Genomic DNA, 17476 nt, shown 5'->3' on the forward strand with positions numbered 1-17476 from the left:
CTAGATACACTAAGCCTTCATAGTAATAATATATATTTGAAAACACAGATAATTCATTTTCATTAGGTCATTCATAAGGCAAAGAACGTGCGCTTGTTCACTTGAATAACCTACTGGCTCTTGTATACTAAAACTGTAAATGAGGAGGATTTCTATGAAAAAAACAACTACACTCGTATTCCTAATGCTCTTTGGTCTTCTACTCGGAACTGGCATTACCCTAAACTCTGGTACCACTACTGCATCTGCTTCCCACGTTGTAAAATATGTTCCAAAAAAATATCGCCACAAGTGGTATGGAATGGATGGTGACTGGTTTAAACTGACTAAGCACAGCATTTCGGCTGGTTATCTGTCTAAACGATCTATGAAAGCCGGAGTTGGATTCTCACGCGTGTATAGCTCTCACCACATTCGTGTTTATGCCAACAACATGCCCGTATATGATTTTAAATTAAAACATGTCAAAGGCCTTGGAGAAGCACACAAGCACTGGCATCTGTATGCCCATGCACTGGGAGAAAAGGGTACATACATTTATTAGATATCCAAACTACCGTGAAATAAGCGTAGGTTAGAAACCACAAACAACTACAAGCTAAAGAAGCCACGACTATTCTTAGTCCGTGACTTCTTTTTCGAATAAACACACGTACTTAATCCTCAAAACCGCATCACTTATGATACGGCGACCCCTCATTAATCATAAACGCCCGATAAACCTGCTCCGTCAACACCAACCGCATCAACTGATGAGGCAGCGTGAACCGACCAAAGGAAATCTGGGTGTTCGCCCGCTTCAATACGGCTGGCGTCAGTCCCAGGGACCCACCGATGACGAAGGTGATGTCTGAGTGGCCGTAGGTGGTCAAGTCCTTCAATTCCTTGGCAAACTCCTCAGATGACCGTTCCTTGCCCAGAATGGCCAATGCGTAGACGTATTCGCGGTCCTTAATTTTACTCAGGATACGTTCGCCTTCTGCGGCCATAACCTGGTCCATTTCGGCCTGTGACATGCTTTCTGGGGCCTTTTCATCTGGCACCTCGACGATGCTGAATTTACAGAAACGGGAGAGTCGTTTGGCATACTCCGCGATCCCTTGTTTAAAGTACTTTTCCTTTAACTTTCCGACGACGACAAACTTGATGTTCATAATTATCCTCCTATGCACAGGTTATCCACAAAGTTATCCACAGGTGGACAAGCACTGTTTCTAGATATTGGGGGTAAACGATGTCCGACCTACGACATCTATTTTTTCGAAAAAAGTCAATGCTTTTTCAGTTATCCACCGTTGTCCCCCGAAACGGGCGTTCGGGGCTACCGCTTACAATCCCCGTCGCACCGCGCTTTTGACTATCAATTATTCAATAAAAATGTTTCTATCCACAGTTATCCACCGAACCTGTGGATAACTTTTACACCGGTTTCAACCGCGGTGTTGTCCTGTTTATAAGTTATCCACCGCAACTTTGGCGTGCTTATCCCCCAAGTTATCCACAAATGAAATTTCAAAAATTTTCCGCCCTGAATTACCCAAGGCCTTGGTGACTTCTTCGTTCGGCTCCTTATCCAATGACGACCGCTTTCACCCGAGTTCGCCACCCCCGAAACTTCGGCTTTTCAATTAATAGTTTATCACAGCAAAAAACGCCAGCGGAGAAAAACTCCGTCGACGTTTTCAATTTCACAGATTTAGTTTAGCTTTCAGACGTGGCACTCGTCGTTTTACTCAACTGTGAGGACGTCTCGGTCAGCTTGACCTTTGTGGTCTTCTTCTTCCCATTATGGTAGTACGTCAGCAAAACGGTATCGTTCAACTTGTACTTGTACAGGAGATCTCGCAGCGTTGACTGGTCAGAAATCTCGTGGCCACCCAACTCGGTAATGACGTCGTACTTGGCCAATCCGGCCTTCTTAGCGGGTGAATCTGCGGACGCGCTCATCACGACAACCCCGGCATCCACGCTAGATGGCAACTTCAGAACTGACTTCTGTTGCGAGCTGGAAACGTTGGCGAGGTCCACGTAGGTAATCCCTAACGCTGGCCGCACAACCTTCCCCTTCTTAACCAGTTGATTAATGATGTTGACCACTTCGTTGGACGGAATGGCAAAGCCCATCCCCTCAACACTGGTCCCTTCGGCATCACTGGCAATCTTGGACGAGGTAATCCCGACAACCTGGCCACCGACGTTAATCAGCGCCCCACCGGAGTTCCCAGGGTTAATAGCGGCATCGGTTTGGATAACCGTGGCATTCCCAGTCTGAGTTCCCGCGGAGTTTGTGGTTTCAATTGTCCGTTTCTTAGCGGAAATGATCCCTTCGGTTAAGGACGTTGCGTACTGGCTACCCAGTGGCGACCCGATGGCTAGCGCGGTTTCACCGACCTTGATGTCATCGGAATTCCCAAATGAAGCAACGGTCTTCAGCGACGCGCCGTTAACCTTCAGCACTGCCAAGTCGGTGACGGAATCTTTCCCGACCAACTTCGCCTGAAGTTGCTTACCAGAGCTCGTCACCACGCGCAGTGCGGATGAACCGGACACCACGTGGTTATTGGTGACGATGTAGGCCGTGTTGCCGTCCTTCTTATAAACGACCCCGGACCCTTCGGAGGCTTCCTCTAAGGCTGCCTTGGACGAACTGGAATCCGAAGACGAGGATTCCTGACCAAACAATTGGCCCAAAGTGCTGTTATTGTTTTGTTTCTGCAGGTTGACTACGGAGACCATGGCCCCCTTCACCTTGTTAAAGGCTTTGGTGGATTGACTGCTGACGTTGACCGTCACATTCGAGGTCTTGGTATTCCCGGTCGAATTACTACCACTAGGAACTGCCGTATCATTAATCCCACTATTATTAAAGTAAGTAATTCCGCCATAGGCCGCACCTCCACCTAACAGTCCGGCAACCAGTGCCGTCACGGCAACCTTTGTCAGGGTTAAGCCGCCTCGTTTACGAGTCTGAGGTGTTGGTGTTGTTTCGTTATTATCATTAGATTGATTATTCTGATTATTATTATCCATCGTATTGCGCAAAAAGCGCGAACCCTCCTCAATCATCGGTCGGGGGTCACCGACCGCTAGTTTAGTAACTTCTATGTTACCCGGATCCTGTGAATTTTTTTTGATAAATAGATGGTGAAATCCTAAAGTTTTCTTACAGGGCGACTAACGGCGTGGCCTCTTCCGGATTGGTATCAATCAACTGAAAGTCATGCCCCACACCGAAATCACGGTTCTCCATCATGGAGGCCACGGTCAGGTGGCACAGGGACTGCATGTTGTTATGCAGGCTCCGGTGCCCCAGGTAAATCTTCTTGGTCCGGTTGCCTAGCACGTCCATCAGGGCGTCGGCCCCTTCCTCATTGGACAAGTGACCCTTATCGCCAAGAATCCGTTGCTTCAATGGCCAAGAATACTCGCCCATCCGCAACATTTCCACGTCATGGTTACATTCCAACAGGTAGGCGTCGGCATCCTTGATGACGCCCTCCACGTGTTCGGACACGTAGCCGGTATCCGTCAAGATGACAAAGGTCTTCCCATGGTAGTGAATGGCGTAGAACTGGGGTTCCGCGGCGTCGTGGGAGACCGAGAAACTCTCCACATCGATGTCGCCAAAGGTCTGAACGGTGTCCGGGGCAAAGAGGTGTTTCTGAGCCAAGTCGACCTTGCCGATCTTGGAACTCATCGCATCCCAGGTGCCCTCGTTGGCATAAACATTGAGCTGCTGGTACCGTCGTGCCAGAATCCCTACCGCTTGGCGGTGATCCGAGTGTTCGTGGGTGACCAATAACGAGTTAACGTCATTTAAGTCCCGGCCAATGTTACCCATTAATTTTTCAATCTTCTTGCCGCTAAGGCCCGCGTCGATTAAGATCCGCTGGTTAGGGCTCTCCACGTAGCACACGTTCCCCGTGCTACCACTGGATAAGACACTGATCCGCAAATCATCTGCTGCATCTGTCCGCAATTCCATCTGCCCTCTCCTTAAATTCAATACCGTAATAATACCGCATTTCCGTACCGTTGTAACTAACCGCGTATCAAACAACTTATATTCAGGGGTCATTCCCATTGGATCCCGCACTTCCCGGCTAAAGTGGGCCTACGCTGCCGTCACAGCACCGGATAGCCTCCTCGCCACCATTTGTGAGGATTTACCGGTTCCTTGGCAAGCAGCCCGTCAGCGGCCATTCTCGCCTGCCTACGTCGCCATCAAAAAAGGACGACCGCAGTCGCCCCCTCAGAAATCTTTATTCACTGGTTGTGGCGGTCCCGGTTCCACTGACGGACTTCACGCTGCTGTCCGAGTTCAGGATAGCGCCGGTAAAGGCGTTCACCCGTTTCAGCTGGAGGACCCCGGCGTTATTGCCGCTATCGGCCTTGTACGCGATGATCCAGGTTGGAATATACACGCTACTGTTCTTCAAGTTGAAGTACCGCGTGTAGGCCAGCTTGGTCCACACAATCTTACTGTTATTGGCGATCTGGTTGTATTGATACAGCCAGATGAGGGCCTTACGTTCAGAAATCGTATCCGTCTTTTCCCGCAAGGTCTTGGCGCCCGGCAGATACCCTTGCGAGTAGCCGGTAACCGACCCGGTATTGGTCAGGCTGAAGCGAATCTCCCCAAACTTGGAGTAAATCTGCCCGCCCGTGACGCGCTGGGTATAAACGATGGTGTTATGACTGGACAACTGAGCGTTGTACTTGTACTGATCCCCATTTAGAATCAGTGAGCCGTTATGGACCACCTCATCCAAGACCTGATCCGGATGCTTGGTATCCACGCCGTTAATGGCGGCCTTGAAGGTCGAGGTGAAGGTCCCATCCGACTGGTAACGCACCGTTTGGTCGGTCAGACTGGTCAGGCTACTCTTCACGCTATCGTTGTTGCTGGTCGAGATGTAATAGCCCTCGCCACTCTTTTTAGATGGTGTCGAGAACTTAATGTCATCGGCCCGCATTTCCTTCACGATCGTGGTGTCGCTATCGACCGAACGGCTGGAGGCCGTCTCGGTCTGGCCCGTGGTGTCGCGCTGGAACGCGGCAAATAGGAAAATATCAATGGCGATGAACGCGACTAGAAATAGCCACTCAATGCGTCGAAAATCCATACCGGACTGGCCCCCTTTACCTCTTGTTTATTGTTTAAGCATCTGCGTGGCAGTCTTCCAACTCCCGTCGTAGTGCACGTACCAGGTTGGTGTCAGGTTGACGACCTTGTCCGACGAGGCGGACGCGAGCCACTGATATCCAATCTGTAAGCTACTAATTTTAGACTTGTGATAACCGGCCGCGACCAGCTGATCGATCACGCTCTGAGTCCCCGACAACGTGACCGGTTTCTTATCGGTTGGCACGGGGACCTGAAGACTATAGATCGCGAAGTTATACCGCCGCACACCCTGCGACAGCATCTGGATCCGCGCCGCGCCGTAGTTGCTTTGGTTGAAGATTGGGAAACCTTCCACGAAACTCCGATAGGTCACCGTCGACTTGCTAGCATTGTAGCCATAGTAACGTAGGTTTTCCATCGGAATCCCGATCGTCTTCACCGCATCATACCCGGCCTTTAACGCCTGGTTGAAGCTCAGTGAAGCCTGTAAGGCACTGTAATCCTCAAACAACGCGGTTCCACTCTTATTGTACACGGTGAGTTGCCGCGAGGCGCCATCACTGTAAATGGTGCTTTCCTTATTCTTTTTAGCCGAAACGTTGGTTGACTCCCCTTTATTTAGCAGGCGAGTCGTGAAGTAGTCCGTAGACTGCTGGTTGACCAAGTAGCTGTAAGACGGCACCGTGACGCTATTGGCGACGTAGGCCGAAGCGGAATCCCCGAGCCACTGCATCTTAACGTCAATCCGAAAGAGGTTTTCCCTCAGAATCTTCTTGATGGCCGTGACCTGTGACGACTTCACCTTCACCTGATAAACGTTCTGTTTCCGGTCGTCTAGCAGGTAGATGTGGTCGCTATTGCCTAGTGGCACCATGATCCGTGAAAATTGAGTCGTGGTCCGCGTGAGTTTACCGTTAAAGACCGTATTGAAGAGCCGACCATTGATCGGACTCGCATACGACAGCAACAGGCTGTTCTTGCGCGTCAGGTAAGCCATGTAGTCCGCCTTGGACGCCACACGAACCCGACTCATCCGACCAAAGTCCCATTTTTCCAGGGATTCGCGAATCTCGGTCGTCAAATTAACTTTTCGGTTGTTTAATAGTTCTTGTTTGCCGGTACCATCGCTATAAATGACCTGCGTCGGGAGGTAAACATCCTTCTGTGGTCGGGTGTTCAGGTCCGTCGCCGGCGTATTAGAACTCTGCTGACGACTGTGTTCATACTGCGCCGGGTTGGTCCAAATCATCGCAGACAGGACCACACTGACGGCCACCGCGACGGTCAATCCCAATGGTAGGAGAGCTTTAGTTATCTTCATCCCAGAGATCATCCTCCTCGTATGGCTTGTAAGGCAGGGAAATGTAGAACGTTGACCCTCTGCCTTCACGACTATCAACCCAGATTCGACCGCCCAGTAACTGGACAACTTCACGGGAGATGGCCAGGCCTAGCCCGGTCCCACCTTGGGCCCGTGAACGGGCCTTATCAACCCGGTAGAGCCGATCAAAGATTCGTGGAATATCCGCCCGCGGAATCCCCAAACCTTGGTCAGCGACGCTAAGAATCACGTTGTTATGGGTCTCTAACAGCCGGCAGGTGATGACCCCACCATCTGGCGAGTATTTAATGGCATTATTCATCAAATTCTCCAACACTTGCGTGAACCGATCGGTATCGATTTCAACCCACAGATCCCGCTTGGTGAAGTCCCGTTTGATGGTATAGGTCTTCTCTGGCCGATCATCTTGCTTCAACATCATGTCGAAACGGTCCAACACGTAGTTGAAAAGTTCATTCAAGTTGACCATTTCCAGATCAACCTTCTGGGTCCCAGAATCCATCCGTGACAAGGTTAACAGGTCGTTAATCATGCGGATCATCCGGTCTGTTTCTTCCTGCGTCACCTTTAAGAAGTGCGGCGCTACCTCAGGATCCTTCCAGGCCCCTTCGGAGAGCGACTCGATGTAAGCCCGCACACTGGTTAACGGTGTCCGCAGCTCATGGGAGACGTTCGAAACGAATTCCTTACGATCCTGATCAATCTTCTGTTGTTCCGTGACATCGTGAAGCACACAGACCAACCCAGAGATAAAGCCGGATTCCCGCTGAATCAAAGAGAAGTAGGCTTGCAGAATCAGATCATGTTCCTTAGTAGAAAAGTCCAAGACTAAATCATCCGGGTTCTCTAGCAGTTCGCGCAACGTATAGTTGTCGCGGATATCCAGTAAATCCAGAATTGATTTGCCAACAGCCCCATCGGAATCAGTATCCAGGAAGCTCGTGGCAGTTTCGTTAATAATCGTGACATTCCCACGGCGGTCGGTGGCGATAACCCCATCGGTCATGTGGGCCATGACGGAGTCTAGCCGACGGCGTTCAGATTCCGTGGATTCCTGGGCTTCTTCAACCCGCACAGAGAGGTTGTTAACGGCACTGGCAAGTTGCCCCAACTCGTCACTCCCATAGACCCGCACGTGGCCAGAGTAGTCCCCACGGGCGATCCGCAAGGTTTGTTTCTTCATTTCATCAATCGGTCTCGTGATAGCCCGGGAAATAATAATGGCCATCACTAGCCCTAAGATAATAGCCACAAAGGTGGCGGACACGTAAATTAAGGTGATTTGATTAATATTCTGATAAACGGAGTCCAAACTCGACCGCATCGAAATAACCCCGACTAATTCGCTGTTGTTTCCTTGCGTCCGAATTATTCGCGTAATGGTGGTGTAGTACCGGCTATTATTCTGAGAATTATAGGTTGTCCGGACCACGTCACGGTTATTGTAGATGGCATTCTTAATGTTATTGTCAGTGGTTTTCTGGCCAACAACCCCTTGGTTATCGACTTCGTTGGTTCCGCGAATGGTTCCCTTGTTGTCAATGACTCTAATCTGAGCATTGTTGGTGTTGTTAATCTCTGAGAGGGTCGATTTGATTTTCTTATCTGCGGACGTGGTATTCGTCGTCGACAGCTCGTCAGACAAGCGGTTCACAATGTAGGTCTGAACCACCTGCTGGGACTTAAAGGTATTCAAGTTCTGCCGTTCCAATTGCCGGACGAACACGGCCCCCACGATCTCCAGCGTTAACAACAGGAGGAGCGCGAAGACCAGCGCGATTTTAAAGTGAATCGACTGGAAAAATTTAATTTTGCTATTCACGAAGTGACATACTCCTCCAATGCGAGATTTAGCGGTAAACCGCTCGCTTAGGCCTGATCTTCAGGGTTGCGCAAATAGTAACCCACACCACGCCGCGTAACCAGCCAGGTTGGGTGACTTGGACTATCTTCAATCTTTTCTCGTAAACGACGCACAGTCACATCGACCGTCCGCACGTCCCCAAAGTAATCGTAGCCCCAAACCGTTTGGAGCAGATGTTCCCGCGTCATGACTTGGCCAATGTGTTGGGCCAGGTAGTGAAGCAATTCAAACTCACGGTGGGTCAACTCAATGTTGGCGCCCCGCTTGGAAACTGAGTAGGCTTCGGGATGAATCGTTAAATCCCCAATTTCAATATCCTGGTTTTCTGGTTCTTCTGGTTGGGCATGGGCCGCCGTATTCTGGCGCCGTAAGTTTGCCTTGACCCGTGCGACCAGTTCCCGGTTAGAGAAGGGCTTCGTCACGTAGTCATCAGCCCCTAATTCCAGGCCGAGAACCTTGTCTAATTCCGAATCCTTGGCTGTTACCATGATGATTGGCATGTCATGCTTTTTCCGAATTTCACGAGCAACGTCTAAGCCATCAACCTTGGGTAACATTAAATCAAGGATAATCAGATCGGGGGCAGCGTCCTCAACCTGCTGGATAGCAGCTTCGCCATCGTAGGCAACTTCGACTTCGTACCCTTCTTTTTCCAAATTAAACTTCATAATATCCGTGATTGGCTTTTCATCATCGACAACTAGAATTTTTTTAGGCATAATTAAAAATTTCCTCCTTAAGGGAAATACAGTCCGATCCGATAATTACAGGGTTATCGGCAGGCCAGCCATTGGATGTCAAAAAACCATCGACAACGGGGCCACTACAGTTAGTGTTGCAATTTTTTCTCGTTTAAAGTCAAGTTAGAAGTGAGCCCCCTTAGCGGGTTGGCTCGGTAAAAATTAAAGGCCGTTGCGCGGCCTGAGAAAAATCCAGGACCGGTAGAGCAACGTTGCCTAAATTATAACACATCATGACCTATCTTTCAGGCCTTGGCCGCAAAGGATTTAAGGTGCTTTTAACTTACCATTTCCTGGGAAATACATTGTGGTCATAAACAATTAGCTGGATTATGTCTATCATTCAACTTTTTTCAATTATTTTTAGTCACCGTCACCCATTTTTCCAGGCCAAATGCCCTGTTTAAACAAAAAATCGTAAAAAAACTTTTATTTTTTCAAGTTCGTCTAATCCTTGAAATGCCGGGGATTTGCTTTCTTAAATAACCAATTTTTTGAATAAAAATCAACTTTTTTTGAAAAAGGGGTTGCGCACCCCTAATCCTCATGATATGATAGTTCTCGTTGATATGGAAGACATACAACAGCAACAACTTAGCACATGGGCAGCTAGCTCAGCTGGCAGAGCAACGGACTCTTAATCCGTGGGTCCAGGGTTCGATCCCCTGGCTGCCCATAATTACTAATCAGCTTTCACGAAGGAATGGCTTCGTGGTTGCTGATTTTTTTGTGTCCTAAAAGAATATTTATCCGTTTACCTTATGTTTATTCATTATCGGCGGGTCTGCATTGCGGCATCCCCGCCGGCCCTTTTTTTCGGCCGCAAGGAGGCTCACCACCACTGGTGTTTTTGCCAGGCGTCTGTTAATCTGGACTCGCAACCACTCTTACATATGAAAGAAGGATCGCCCATGTCCTCAGTTTTCTCTAAGGATGCCCTCACACTTGAGGTGCTGGATGCTATCTGCGAAAAGCTTGACCTGCAATCAAGTGCCCTGGTTTTTCTCGACTATGAGTTCAAACCTGGCGAAATCAAGAAGATTGAAGCGGACCTCATCCAACGTTCTGTGAAACAGCAACCCACGTCCATTGCTGACGTCGCCGCACTGGTTCGAACCGTTCGACCAAGCCTAACGACTCATGCCGCCACTAGTATTGCGGAACAGCTCGTAGCCGGCTTTCAAGCCGAGTCTCGTTTTTCAATTCTGACCGGCAAATAGGTCCCAGAAATACAAAAGCTCACGACAATTGTCGTGAGCTTTTTGCTTATCGTGACCAATAACGGCGAAGCGCAACTCCCACCTCAATCACAAAGAGGAGTAAGACAAAGCCGCTAGCACTTCTCAGAAAAACCAAGGCATCATTGAGCCAAAAGACTTGCCCTTGCATCAGAAAATCCACAAATGCCTTAATAAAGAACACAGGGATTAATAAGAAAATAAAGATTTCGACCAAATCCAGCGATTGTTTAATCTGATCTCGTAAGATCCTTCTAAAACTCACGCCATCTCCTCCTCCGACCTAACCTGTCTAGAGCCACCCACTTGCGTGATCAGAACAGCAATCACTCCCCATAATCGCAGGTCGTTCTAGTTTTCCCCTGGTTGGTCTAATCTTATCGTAACAAAACTTTCGGCGAAATTCAGGTGTTTTTTAAATTAATTTTGCGTTTAACCTTTTACCCCTTACTTAATTTTGTTCAAACAAAGCCCCGGGAAAATTCCCGGGGCTTTTGGCATTCCAGATTGGCCGCTCAGCGTGAATCTGGCCTCGCTGGACTAATTATTCACTGTGGCCCGTTATCAGGGTCGTATGGGGCTTAAATTGGGAGAGAAACGATGATTAACGGTTATGACCATTGGCAGGGAGAGCCTAGCTTATCTCGCCTTTATATCCTGGTACTGGCAGCTTCCGAAACGTGCAAAACAAGGCAGGTCCCTGCGCTTAACCCCATAAAGCCCCAGTCCGGCTATGCCGAACCGGAACTTTATGACGTTAATGCTCAGAACCTAAGCGCCTTTTTTTGCACTCTACTTCCAGTAAGCATACTTATACTGTGCGTCACTCATCATCGTATACTTCAACCCGCCAACCTTACTAGAAACCAAGTGGGCCTTGGCTTGCTGGTACAGAGGGACTAGGCCCGCCTGCTGGGTGACGTACGTGTCGGCCTGTTTCATCAGGTTCCACCGCTGTTGGGTGCTGTACTTGGCCGTATTGTCAATATCCGTCATCAGTTGACTGTAATGGGCATTGTCCCACTTGGTGAAGTTGACCGAACTCGTGCCATCCGCCATTTGGAGGAAGTCGGAAGGGTCCCGCCAATCGGTATTCCAGCCATCTAGGTCAATGTCAAAGTTCCCAGCTGATCCCTTAGCAATCTGTTGGGCCAGGGGCATCGATTTAATCGTGATTTTAAGCCCTGGCATGTATTTCTGGGACTGTTGCTGTAAATACTGGGCCGTGTGCTTCTGTTCGTCCGTATCGGCCGTCAGGAGCTCCAGATTGGCCGTCTTAATCCCCAACTCCTGCTTGGCTTGTTTCCACAGGCTCGTGGCCTTGGCTGGATTGTAGCTCAGCAGGTTACCAACATCCTCTGAGAAATCCTTCCCCGTTTGCGGGTCGTTCCCATCCCCATAAGGAATCAGGTTCTTAGCGGCTGAGGACCCATCCTGAAGGACGTTCTTCGTAAGGGCTTGTCTGTTCACAACATAGGAGAAGGCCTGACGTAGCTTGGTATTGTGGGTGATTTTTTTCTTGTCGTTAAATTCCAAGAACCGCATCGAACTATTCAACGTGGTCTTCATCTCTGGGTCATTGGCATTTTGTTTAATGTATTGACCCGACAGCGTGGTTTCCTGGACCGCACCGGATTTGAAGAGACTTGATGAGGTCCCGGGATCCTTAACCACCTGAACATCTACCTGGCTAATCTTGACATTCTTGGCATTCCAATATTGATCGTTCTTTTCATAAGACCAACTGTCCGTGGTCCCACTCCAATTAACCAGCTTATAGGCCCCATCGGACAAGGTCTTGTCGGCGGAAGTCCCGTACTGACTGCCGTATTGCTTAAAAAGGCTCGTCTTCATGGGGTATTCTGCCGTCGCCAGGATATCACCCAGCCAAGGTTGCGGCTTTGACAAGGTTAACTGCAAGGTCTTCTGGTTGAGGGCCTTCACACCTAGTGTCGCCGGCTTGGCCTTGCCAGATTGAACGGCATCGTAGTTCTTCAAAAATTTCAGCTTATCGGCCACCTGGGACTTGGATTGCGGATTGACCTGCCACTGAAAGGAGGTGACAAAGTCCTGCGCCGTTACGGGGTCGCCATTCTGCCACTTGGCGTTTTGCTTAATCTTGAAGGTATACACCGTTCCGTTATGGGTTGGCTTAACCACCTTCTCCGCTACGCCTGGGGCTACCTTTCCGTTCTTATCCAGGGTATACAGCCCCTCTTCCGTCTGTGCAATCAGACTTGAACTGTTACTGTCCCCAGAAATAGCGGGGTTCGCCGTTGCCGGGTTACCCACCATGGTGACCTTTAACGTCCGGTCAGTACTACTCTCCGCCTGTGTCGTCCCACATCCGGCCAAAGTCGCCACTGCTAACAAGCCAAAACTCAATCCCAATAATTTTTTCATTTTAAAGTCCCTCACTTATCCGGCCCGATCAAAAGAGTCGCCCGTCCCTGCTGGTTAATCACAACCAACAAGGGCGAACGACTCGCGGTACCACCTTGTTTTATCTCTCAACGCGCGGCCTTCAGCCAACGCGACGTGCGGTAATGGGCACGACCCAGTCATCACTACTCTCTTCATGACGACGACGCTCCGATGCGCTTCACGTCGAGGGGTCGATTCGGCTTCCATCTTCCCGAACTCGCTAGTCCCGCCCTCGACGTTACTCTTCTTTGCTTGGTCTCAAATATTGTTATTAAATTTATCATCATTCATTTTCATTGTCAATCCTTTTATAAACATTCATTTTCATGTATATTATGGATTGGGAATCTAAAAAAAGAGCTAGTCCATACGGCTGTATGGCTAGCTCTTCTCATCGTCGACCTTATTTGCATAAAGTCGCCGTTAAATTATTTTTTTATACAAACGTTACTTTCCCCGAGTCTGTTGCTGTACTTGCGGTGAAGTGGTTGTCTGACGACTAACCGTCTTCCCCGCTTGACTAGTCGTGGTCTGCGTCTTAATCTCAACGTGACCATGACCCGTTGTCTTCTTATTGGTAACCTGCACCACCGTTTGCCCCGAAGTGGGCTGCACGACGGAATCCGTAATGGTTGACCGGTTTCCTGATGGGTGCCCCAAAATGATGAGCCCCACAATTAAACCAATCAGCAGGCCGCTAATTCCCCGTATTCTTCTGTTCATGAGCCTTCCCCTGATTTCCCTAGTGTACGATTAATCTCCTACTATCAGACATTATACACCATTCAGGTGAAAACTCATTTAAAAGTTTTCACGCGGCGCCGGTTGACCGTCACCACGAAAACATTCAATCCTAGAATAACCATAATCGTTGCCGCAGCAATAATGAACAGCAACGTATAGGAAGTCTGGTCGATGATGATCCCCCCCATCAGCGGTCCAATGGCTTTCCCAACGGACGTCCAGGCATTGGACATCCCCTGGTACTTCCCTTTAACCGCGGCGGGCGTGAGATTATTGACGATCGCTGGGATTGCCGGAAACGCCGTCGCTTCACCCATCGTCAGGATAATCATGGCAATGGTGAAGTGGGCATAGTCCTTGGCAAAGATCAACGTCACAAAGGAAACCGCCAGGAAGAAAATCCCCGCGTAGACCTGTAGATACAGGTTACTGAAGTAGTTCCCAAGCCAATTAATAAAGACCTGTAGCACCACAATCAGTCCCCCATTTAAGGTCCATAACAGACTATAACTCTTCATTGGAATTCCCATTCCCGTCATATAAACGGACAGGTTAGACTCCCACTGCGTGTACATAATCCAGATGACCATTAACGAGAAAAAGAACGTCAGCATAATTCGCTGATTAGGCCGTGGAATCTTGATCCGAACCTTTTCTTTGGCTGAGACCACCTTGGGTTGCGTCACGGCAGGCGCTTTGTAGTGTTGAACCACCACGATGAGAAATAGAACGAAAAGTGCAAAGGCAATTGCAAATAATAGCGTGACACTGGTGCTGTACACGTACCCCACCAGGGCTGTCCCCAAGACCACCCCTAAGTTCTGTGCGAAATACAGCATGTTGAAGATGTAGCGTCCATCGCGGCTATGAATCGTCGTCCCGAGGGAGTTCACCATGGTCAACGTCCAGCCCGATGCCAATCCCAAGAAGATCAGCGCAATCGGGAAGGCCGGCCAACCATGGTTAATGATAAGTCCCCCTAAAGTGATCAGTGAGAGCAAAATCCCACCAATCGTTAAATAATAAGGGTTTCGGCGGTCAAACAACCGGCCCCCGAGGACACTCCCGACAACGTTTGCTAGGGAATAAAATAATAGGATCACCCCAACTTTTGTCAGTGATGCGCCCAGTCGGTTATGCAGGTAAATGGTCGTCAGCGGCCAAATAAAACTCATGCCGATACTGCTGAACAAAGCGCCCACGACTAACCAACGCAACCGAATTTCTTTTTGCATATACTATACAGCCTCTCCTTTCCAGAAACATGTTAAGCCTTATTCTAGCACTAGAAGGGGGGCCTCCACCAGTCCCCCCTTTAAACTAATAAGACACCCCACCAAATTTTGTTAACACCGCCCCAATCCCCTGAGGGGGCCGTCCTGATTCATCGGTAGCCCTGGTTTCATGACTATTTGGCACTCACCGGTTGGCCAATGCTCTAAAAGACGAGATGTCATGCCACCCGCTTCTGGTTAGACGAACCCTTGATCCGTCACCATTCCCACAGATACCACGCCACCGGTCGTTCTTCGCGAAAATATGACTCCCGGCTCACCTGCCACAACCATCATCGCCGACCACAATGTTTCATGTGAAACATTGTTTGTCAGCCCGATTGAACGACCCCCTGAACCAAAATGGCCATAAAAAAAGACCACCGCTCGGGGAAAGCGATGATCATCGGAGTAGGGGTAACGCCATTTATAAGAATGACGTTAACTATTTTTTCATTATTCCAGGGGAGGAGGAGTACATGAAAAAAGATTGTTAATCTTTGGTAGAAGCAACCACTCGGTTAACTTCTATACTGTACATACTAATCGGAAAATATGATGAAAATGTGAACTTTTTGGCACGCCACTATGAATTTTGCACATAAACACTATTTAAATGCTAATTAGCCCCATAATCACCATGATCACGGGGCTAAATGAGTTCAATTCAATTTGATTTAGTGACCATCGGGGACATAGGCCACCGATGAAAACTTATTATATGACTTCACGAAGAGTAATTTGACCGTTCCTCGTGGACCCGAACGGTTCTTTTCGATAATGACTTCGACTTCCCCCACGTCCTGGTCACCCTCATCACGGGGGTCGCTGTCATTATTGTCATCCTCATCCCCGTCACGTTCGTAGTAATCGTCACGGTACAGGAACGACACGATATCGGCATCTTGTTCGATCGATCCGGATTCCCGAATATCGGACAGCACAGGCCGCTTGTCTTGCCGCTGTTCCACCCCACGAGAGAGTTGGGACAACGCAATGACAGGCACGTGGAGTTCCTTAGCCAGCTTCTTTAATTGCCGTGAAATATCGGAAACTTCTTGTTGCCGACTTTCGTGGTTGGTCCCTTCAATCAGTTGGAGGTAATCAATCACGATGAGGCCAAGATTTCCCTTTTCCTTAGCGAGCCGACGACACTTGGCCCGAATTTCAGTAATCTTATTCCCGGCGGTGTCATCGATATAGATGCTGGCCTTGGCCAAACTCCCCATGGCCACGATCAGGTTCTGCCATTCATCCTCGGAGAGTTGCCCCGTCCGCAGGTGATTGGCGTCGATCGACCCTTCCGCACACAACATCCGGTTAACCAGGGACTCCGCGCTCATTTCCAAACTGAAAATAGCCACGGTCTTGTCGGTCTTAGTCCCCACGTTCTGCGCGATATTCAAGGCAAAGGCGGTCTTCCCCACAGCTGGCCGAGCGGCGAGAATCATTAATTCATCGTCGTGAAGCCCCGTGGTCATCTTGTCCAACTCGGCGTAGCCCGTCGACAGTCCGGTAATCACGTCTCCCTGTTCGGAGAGTTTGTTAATTTCTTCAAAGGAGTTGTTCAGCACGTCTCTGATCGGTTTGAAACCCGATTGGTTCCGCGTTTCCGCCACATTCATGATGTCACGTTCGGCGTTATCGAGGAGGTCGGTAACATCCCCATCTTGTTGATAACCCTGGGTGGCGATGTTCGTGGCCGTCTGAATCAGCTTACGTAACAGGGACTTTTCCTGGACGATCTTGGCATAGTACGTGGCGTTAGCGGCGGTCGGAACGGCCCCGGCTAACTCGGCGATATACGTAATGCCCCCCACGTCATCCAACTGATTCTTAGCCGTCAGTCGGTCCGTGATCGTCACCACATCAATGGCTTCGTCTCGGTCGTTCAGTTCGATCATCGCCTGGAAGATAATCTGGTGTTCCCGGCGATAAAAGTCTTCCGGCTCTAAAAATTCTAACGCATCCACCAACGCGTCGGTACTCAAAAAGATAGCCCCGAGGACCGCCTTTTCGGCATCGAGGTTCTGTGGTGGTGTATGGTCTGTTAATACGTTATTATCCATGCTTGGTTATTTACCTCTTTATCGGACACCAGTTCAACATCAGGTTTCTATTTTACCATAGTATCACGACCCAAGGGGAAAAGTGACCCGAGTTTTCCCGCCATCAGAATCGTAAATAAAAAGGCCACCATGACTGGCGACCTTTCCGAAACACTTGTCTTACTTTTGCGTCACGTGAACGCGAATCTTCGCGGTCACTTGGCTGTGTAACTTAACGGGAACGTTCGTGTAGCCCAAGACCCGAATGGGTTCTGGGAGCTCCACCTTACGCTTGTCGAGCTTCAGACCAAATTGCTTCTGGAGGGCCTGCGTAATCTGCTTGCTAGGAATTGACCCGAACAGCCGGCCATCTTCCCCCGCCTTGGCGACGATTTCAACGACTGTCTTGTCGTCTTCCAAGTGCTTTTGGAGTTCCTGGGCCTCGGCTAAGTTTTCAGCCTCGCGTCGGTCTTCTGCCTTCTTTTCTGCCTTGAGTTGACTCATGGCAGCTTGGTTAGCCTCCTTGGCTAATCCCCGCTTAATCAGGAAGTTTTGGGCGTAGCCATCGGGAACGTTCTTAATTTCTCCGCGCTTACCCTTACCCCGGACATCTTTGGTAAAAATAACTCTCACGTCGGTCACTCCTCATTTAATATGCTAACTTTAATCCTACG

The 17476-nt window shown here is 49.3% G+C and carries 15 protein-coding genes and 1 tRNA gene; 3 read left to right on the forward strand and 13 right to left on the reverse strand.

The window, feature by feature from the left end:
• The first annotated feature begins 154 nt into the window (after positions 1-154).
• Positions 155-544, forward strand: coding sequence for a hypothetical protein (locus IV54_RS04415; protein WP_057878195.1), 390 nt, complete (start codon positions 155-157; stop codon positions 542-544).
• Positions 545-674: 130 nt separating this feature from the next.
• Here the strand turns inward: IV54_RS04415 and rlmH are convergent, their stop codons facing one another.
• The 7 genes from rlmH to yycF form a co-directional block, all read right to left on the reverse strand.
• Positions 675-1154, reverse strand: coding sequence for a 23S rRNA (pseudouridine(1915)-N(3))-methyltransferase RlmH (gene rlmH / locus IV54_RS04420; protein WP_057878196.1), 480 nt, complete (start codon positions 1152-1154; stop codon positions 675-677).
• Between the two features lie 547 nt (positions 1155-1701).
• Positions 1702-3030 carry a S1C family serine protease gene (locus IV54_RS04425; RefSeq protein ID WP_083488507.1) on the reverse strand — a complete coding sequence of 443 codons (1329 nt, stop codon included), beginning with the start codon at positions 3028-3030 and terminating at the stop codon, positions 1702-1704.
• Between the two features lie 133 nt (positions 3031-3163).
• The gene (locus IV54_RS04430; protein ID WP_057878197.1) at positions 3164-3985 is read right to left on the reverse strand and encodes an MBL fold metallo-hydrolase; all 822 of its coding nucleotides are present in this window, start codon (positions 3983-3985) and stop codon (positions 3164-3166) included.
• Positions 3986-4262: 277 nt separating this feature from the next.
• Positions 4263-5126 (reverse strand): two-component system regulatory protein YycI, encoded by an 864-nt coding sequence (locus IV54_RS04435; RefSeq protein WP_057878198.1) that lies wholly within the window; start codon positions 5124-5126, stop codon positions 4263-4265.
• Positions 5127-5153: 27 nt separating this feature from the next.
• Positions 5154-6449, reverse strand: coding sequence for a YycH family regulatory protein (locus tag IV54_RS04440; protein WP_057878199.1), 1296 nt, complete (start codon positions 6447-6449; stop codon positions 5154-5156).
• Positions 6436-8292, reverse strand: a complete 1857-nt coding sequence (gene walK / locus IV54_RS04445; RefSeq protein ID WP_057878200.1) for a cell wall metabolism sensor histidine kinase WalK — start codon at positions 8290-8292, stop codon at positions 6436-6438. Before walK ends, IV54_RS04440 begins: the two co-directional genes overlap by 14 nt.
• A 47-nt stretch (positions 8293-8339) precedes the next feature.
• A complete protein-coding gene (yycF, locus tag IV54_RS04450) occupies positions 8340-9053 on the reverse strand; it encodes a response regulator YycF (protein WP_057878201.1) in 714 nt (237 codons plus the stop codon).
• Positions 9054-9677: 624 nt separating this feature from the next.
• Here yycF and IV54_RS04455 point away from each other — a divergent pair.
• Positions 9678-9750: transfer RNA gene (locus tag IV54_RS04455), tRNA-Lys, on the forward strand.
• 235 nt (positions 9751-9985) lie between these two features.
• Entirely contained in the window at positions 9986-10294 is a 309-nt protein-coding gene (locus tag IV54_RS04460; RefSeq protein WP_057878202.1) for a hypothetical protein, read from the forward strand.
• Between the two features lie 46 nt (positions 10295-10340).
• On the opposite strand, the gene IV54_RS04465 is transcribed toward IV54_RS04460, so the two are convergent.
• The 6 genes from IV54_RS04465 to rplI all read right to left on the reverse strand — a co-directional run bounded on the left by IV54_RS04465 (position 10341) and on the right by rplI (position 17435).
• A complete protein-coding gene (locus tag IV54_RS04465; RefSeq protein ID WP_057878203.1) occupies positions 10341-10577 on the reverse strand; it encodes a hypothetical protein in 237 nt (78 codons plus the stop codon).
• A gap of 527 nt (positions 10578-11104) precedes the next feature.
• The gene (locus IV54_RS04470) at positions 11105-12715 is read right to left on the reverse strand and encodes a peptide ABC transporter substrate-binding protein (RefSeq protein ID WP_057878204.1); all 1611 of its coding nucleotides are present in this window, start codon (positions 12713-12715) and stop codon (positions 11105-11107) included.
• 468 nt (positions 12716-13183) lie between these two features.
• Positions 13184-13459 (reverse strand): hypothetical protein, encoded by a 276-nt coding sequence (locus IV54_RS04475; RefSeq protein WP_057878205.1) that lies wholly within the window; start codon positions 13457-13459, stop codon positions 13184-13186.
• A gap of 74 nt (positions 13460-13533) precedes the next feature.
• Positions 13534-14715, reverse strand: coding sequence for an MDR family MFS transporter (locus IV54_RS04480; protein WP_057878206.1), 1182 nt, complete (start codon positions 14713-14715; stop codon positions 13534-13536).
• Positions 14716-15431: 716 nt separating this feature from the next.
• The gene (dnaB, locus tag IV54_RS04485; protein ID WP_057878207.1) at positions 15432-16823 is read right to left on the reverse strand and encodes a replicative DNA helicase; all 1392 of its coding nucleotides are present in this window, start codon (positions 16821-16823) and stop codon (positions 15432-15434) included.
• 159 nt (positions 16824-16982) lie between these two features.
• Entirely contained in the window at positions 16983-17435 is a 453-nt protein-coding gene (rplI, locus tag IV54_RS04490) for a 50S ribosomal protein L9 (RefSeq protein WP_057878208.1), read from the reverse strand.
• Between the last annotated feature and the right edge of the window lie 41 nt (positions 17436-17476).

The sequence above is a fragment of the Levilactobacillus paucivorans genome (assembly GCF_001437125.1).
In the GTDB taxonomy this organism is placed as follows: domain Bacteria; phylum Bacillota; class Bacilli; order Lactobacillales; family Lactobacillaceae; genus Levilactobacillus; species Levilactobacillus paucivorans.